The organism is Umbribacter vaginalis (assembly GCA_001552935.1).
GTDB lineage: Bacteria > Actinomycetota > Coriobacteriia > Coriobacteriales > Eggerthellaceae > Berryella > Berryella vaginalis.
Window position 1 is genome coordinate 1 of record KQ959671.1, and the last position, 5,372, is coordinate 5,372.

At 53.4% G+C, this 5,372-nt stretch carries 3 rRNA genes; all 3 read left to right on the forward strand.

Going from position 1 to position 5,372, the window contains the following annotated elements:
* Nucleotides 1-266 precede the first annotated feature (266 nt).
* The 3 genes from HMPREF3190_RS00210 (at nucleotide 267) to rrf (ending at nucleotide 5,314) form a co-directional block, all read left to right on the forward strand.
* Nucleotides 267-1,775: ribosomal RNA gene (locus tag HMPREF3190_RS00210) — 16S ribosomal RNA — on the forward strand.
* A 321-nt stretch (nucleotides 1,776-2,096) separates the two neighbouring features.
* Nucleotides 2,097-5,071 (forward strand): 23S ribosomal RNA (locus HMPREF3190_RS00215).
* 128 nt (nucleotides 5,072-5,199) lie between these two features.
* Nucleotides 5,200-5,314: ribosomal RNA gene (gene rrf / locus HMPREF3190_RS00220) — 5S ribosomal RNA — on the forward strand.
* Together the 16S, 23S and 5S rRNA genes form the textbook arrangement of a ribosomal RNA operon.
* Nucleotides 5,315-5,372 lie beyond the last annotated feature (58 nt).

Genomic DNA, 5,372 nt, shown 5'->3' on the forward strand with positions numbered 1-5,372 from the left:
CCTGCACACGTACCCCTTCAGAAATTTTTCAAAATTTCCGAAGAAAGGTACTTGACTTACCTCGCGAAGTTCCCTAGAATATCTCCTTGCGCTAACGACAAAAGCGTTAGTGCTTAGAACCTTCAAAACCGGATACTGAACAAGAGAAATCGAAGCAAAGCGATTCAAATGAATCCATCGGTTATGCTTGGTAAACAAGCATTTCTGGACGGACCCTTAAGTTATTTTCTTTATAAAAAATGCTTAAAAAGCTAAAAGAGCTATTTCGAACGGAGAGTTCGATCCTGGCTCAGGATGAACGCTGGCGGCGTGCCTAACACATGCAAGTCGAACGATTAAAGCACCTTCGGGTGTGTATAGAGTGGCGAACGGGTGAGTAACACGTGACCAACCTGCCTCTTACATTGGGACAACCAAAAGAAATTCTGGCTAATACCAAATACTCCGCACATATCACATGATGTATGCGGGAAAGCTTTTGCGGTAAGAGATGGGGTCGCGGCCCATTAGGTAGACGGCGGGGTAGAAGCCCACCGTGCCGATGATGGGTAGCCGGGTTGAGAGACCGACCGGCCACATTGGGACTGAGATACGGCCCAGACTCCTACGGGAGGCAGCAGTGGGGAATATTGCGCAATGGGGGAAACCCTGACGCAGCAACGCCGCGTGCGGGATGAAGGCCTTCGGGTTGTAAACCGCTTTCAGCAGGGAAGACATCGACGGTACCTGCAGAAGAAGCCCCGGCTAACTACGTGCCAGCAGCCGCGGTAATACGTAGGGGGCGAGCGTTATCCGGATTCATTGGGCGTAAAGCGCGCGCAGGCGGTTGCTCAAGCGGAACCTCTAATCTCGGGGCTTAACCTCGAGCCGGGTTCCGAACTGGACGACTCGAGTGCGGTAGAGGCAGATGGAATTCCCGGTGTAGCGGTGGAATGCGCAGATATCGGGAAGAACACCAACGGCGAAGGCAGTCTGCTGGGCCGTCACTGACGCTGAGGCGCGAAAGCTGGGGGAGCGAACAGGATTAGATACCCTGGTAGTCCCAGCCGTAAACGATGAGCGCTGGGTGTGGGAGATTACATCTTCCGTGCCGAAGCTAACGCATTAAGCGCTCCGCCTGGGGAGTACGGCCGCAAGGCTAAAACTCAAAGGAATTGACGGGGGCCCGCACAAGCAGCGGAGCATGTGGCTTAATTCGAAGCAACGCGAAGAACCTTACCAGGGCTTGACATGTAGGTGAAGCGGCGGAAACGTCGTGGCCGAAAGGAGCCTACACAGGTGGTGCATGGCTGTCGTCAGCTCGTGTCGTGAGATGTTGGGTTAAGTCCCGCAACGAGCGCAACCCCTGCCCCGTGTTACCAGCATTTAGTTGGGGACTCGCGGGGGACTGCCGGCGTCAAGCCGGAGGAAGGCGGGGATGACGTCAAGTCATCATGCCCCTTATGCCCTGGGCCGCACACGTGCTACAATGGCCGGCACAGCGGGCTGCAACCTAGCGATAGGAAGCGAATCCCGTAAAGCCGGTCCCAGTTCGGATTGGAGGCTGAAACCCGCCTCCATGAAGCCGGAGTTGCTAGTAATCGCGGATCAGCACGCCGCGGTGAATGCGTTCCCGGGCCTTGTACACACCGCCCGTCACACCACCCGAGTCGTCTGCACCCGAAGCCGCCGGCCGAACCCCTTTGGGGACGGAGGCGTCGAAGGTGTGGAGGGTGAGGGGGGTGAAGTCGTAACAAGGTAGCCGTACCGGAAGGTGCGGCTGGATCACCTCCTTTCTAGGGAGTTTATCTCTTTGCCCACATTGTGGCTAGAAAGAACAGGATATTCCGTCCATCCTTCTTGTTCAGCATTCGGTTTTGAGGGTTTTATACCCTCAGATAAGCTTTGAGTAATCAAAACTTATCGGTGTACCTTGACAGCTACATAGTGTTCCATCGATATATTCGATGGTGAATCGATAATACGATTCCCTGAAAATCAACGATACGATTATGTTTAGTAATCGCATCAAACGATCGCAATTTTTTAATGCGCGATATGCAACAAATACCCATAGAACTTCACATATGTGAAGGTACTTAGTTTATACGGATAAAAGTTAAGATACTATGGGCGTACGGCGGATGCCTTGGCACAGGAAGCCGATGAAGGACGTGGTAAGCTGCGATAAGCTGCGGGTAGGCGCAAACAGCCTTTGATCCGCAGATCTCCGAATGGGGCAACCCAAATAGAGTTATGTCTATTTACCTAAGTTTGAATACATAGAACTTAGAGAGATAACCTGGGGAACTGAAACATCTAAGTACCCAGAGGAAGAGAAATCAACCGAGATTGCGCTAGTAGCGGCGAGCGAACGCGCAGAAGCGCAAACCTTTATGTGTTTATGGCCTCGAAGCTTCACCATAAAGGGGTTGTGGGATCAGCACCTACAGTGTTCGAGCACTGTAAAAAGGTAAAAAATGTATGAGAGTAGTAGAACAGTTTGGAAAATCTGGCTATAAAGGGTGAAAGCCCCGTATATGAAACTTCATACACCTTTAAGTTGACACCCGAGTAGATGCGGGCACGTGAAACCCGCCTCGAATCTGGGGGGACCACCCTCCAACGCTAAATACTCTCCTGTGACCGATAGCGAACCAGTACCGTGAGGGAAAGGTGAAAAGCACCCCGAGAGGGGAGTGAAATAGTACCTGAAACCGTACGCCTCCAAGCAGTCGGAGCAGTGGTAACACTGTGACGGCGTGCCTTTTGTAGAATGAGCCAGCGAGTGGCGGTATGTGGCAAGGTTAAGTTTAGAAACGAGCCAAAGCGAAAGCGAGTCTGATAAGGGCGATTAAGTCATATGCTGCCGACGCGAAGCCAGGTGAGCTATCCTTGGGCAGGCTGAAGCGGGGGTAAGACCCCGTGGAGGGCCGAACCCACTTCGGTTGAAAACGGAGGGGATGACCTGAGGATAGGGGTGAAAGGCCAATCAAACCTGGAGATATCTCGTTCTCCCCGAAATAGCTTTAGGGCTAGCCTGAACTGTTCAGCTATGGTGGTAGAGCACTGGATTTCCTAGGGGGCTTCACCGCCTGCCGAAGAAAACCAAACTCCGAATGCCACAGCTTTAAAGGTTCAGAGTCAGAGTGCGTGGGCTAAGCCGCGTGCTCAAGAGGGAAACAGCCCAGACCGTCCGCTAAGGCCCCTAAGTTCGTGTTAAGTGGCAAAGGATGTGCGCTCGCCCAGACAGCCAGGATGTTGGCTTAGAAGCAGCCATACATTTAAAGAGTGCGTAACAGCTCACTGGTCGAGTGGGAGCGCGCCGACAATACACGGGGCTAAATACGACGCCGAAGCGACGGGTTAAAACATGCTTGTTTTAGCGGTAGGGGAGCGTCCTTGTAGGGTTGAAGCGGTAAGGGTGACCTGCCGTGGACATGCAAGGAGTGAGAATGCTGGCATGAGTAGCGAGAGAAGAGCGAGAAACTCTTCCGCCGTAAGCCTAAGGGTTCCTGGGCGAGGCTAATCCCCCCAGGGTCAGTCGGGAGCTAAGGTGAGGCCGCAAGGCGCAGCCGATGCACAACAGGTTGATATTCCTGTACCACTATTTATACGTTTGAGCATAAGCGGTGACAAAGAAGGATATGCAGGCGTGGTTCTGGACGTCCACGTGAAAGCATGTAGACTTGATGGTTGTAAAGTACGCCATCTGTATGGTTGAGATGTGAGACGAAGTCTTTATTGACGAAGCTGCAGAGTCCCTGCTTTCAAGAAAAACCGCGTATGTGAGTATGAATAGTGCCCGTACCAAAACCGACACAGGTGGGCAGGTAGAGCATACCGAGGCGATCGGGGGAACCGTGGTCAAGGAACTCGGCATAATGGCCCCGTAACTTCGGAAGAAGGGGTGCCTTGTGAGGTGTAGAGATTTACTCTCGAAGCTTTGTAAGGCCGCAGCGGATTGGCCCAAGCGACTGTTTATCAAAAACACAGGACTCTGCTAAGTCGAAAGACGATGTATAGGGTCTGACGCCTGCCCGGTGCTGGAAGGTTACGTGGAAGTGTTAGCGTAAGCGAAGCATAGAAACTAAGCCCCAGTAAACGGCGGCCGTAACTATAACGGTCCTAAGGTAGCGAAATTCCTTGTCGGGTAAGTTCCGACCTGCACGAATGGCGTAACGACTTGGGCGCTGTCTCGACCACGGACCCGGTGAAATTGCATTGTTCGTGAAGATGCGAGCTATCTGCGGAAGGACGGAAAGACCCCGTGAACCTTCACTGCAGCTTGGCATTGGCCGTTGGCACGGAGCGTAGAGGATAGGCAGGAGACTTTGAAACCGAGGCGCCAGCTTTGGTGGAGTCACCCTTGGAATACTGCCCTCTTCGCGCCGGCGGCCTAACTTTTAGCCTTATCAGGCAAAAGGACCGTGTCAGGTGGGCAGTTTGACTGGGGCGGTCGCCTCCTAAAATGTAACGGAGGCGCACGAAGGTCCGCTCAGGACGGTTGGCAATCGTCCCGAGAGCGCAAGAGTGCAAGCGGGCTTGACTGCGAGGCCTACAAGCCGAGCAGGTGCGAAAGCAGGTTCTAGTGATCCGGCGGCTCAGAGTGGAATGGCCGTCGCTCAACGGATAAAAGGTACTCCGGGGATAACAGGCTGATCTTGCCCAAGAGTCCACATCGACGGCAAGGTTTGGCACCTCGATGTCGGCTCATCGCATCCTGGGGCTGGAGTCGGTCCCAAGGGTTGGGCTGTTCGCCCATTAAAGCGGTACGCGAGCTGGGTTCAGAACGTCGTGAGACAGTTCGGTCCCTATCCTCCGCAGACGTAAGAGGGTTGAGAAGACCCACCCCTAGTACGAGAGGACCGGGGTGGACGGACCTCCGGTGCGGCAGTTGTCGACCAACGGCATGGCTGCTTAGCCGCGTCCGGCGCGGATAACCGCTGAAGGCATCTAAGCGGGAAGCCGTCTTCAAGATGAGCCCTCTTTTTGGTAAGACCCCTAGTAGACTACTAGGTTGATAGGACGCAGTTGCACGCTTCGTGAGAAGTTTAGACGAGCGTTACTAATCGGTCGAGCTCTTCATTTTTATCTTTTGCATATCATGCATATTGCGATTCAATCATGGACACTATGTAGCTGTTAGGGTACACTACCCTAGGCAGTTAAAAACGTGCTTGTGCAGTTTTAAACCTGCCATGTGCTTGCGCCTTGCGCGAGCGCGGCAATAGAGACGGGGATCACCCGATCCCGTTCCGAACTCGGTAGTTAAGCCCGTCGTCGCCGAAAGTACTGCAGCGCTAGGCTGTGGAAGGATAGGGAGCCGTGCTCGCGCAGGGCACATGCAAATGTGCAAGACCCCTTCGGGGGTCTTTTTTTGTGCTTGAATA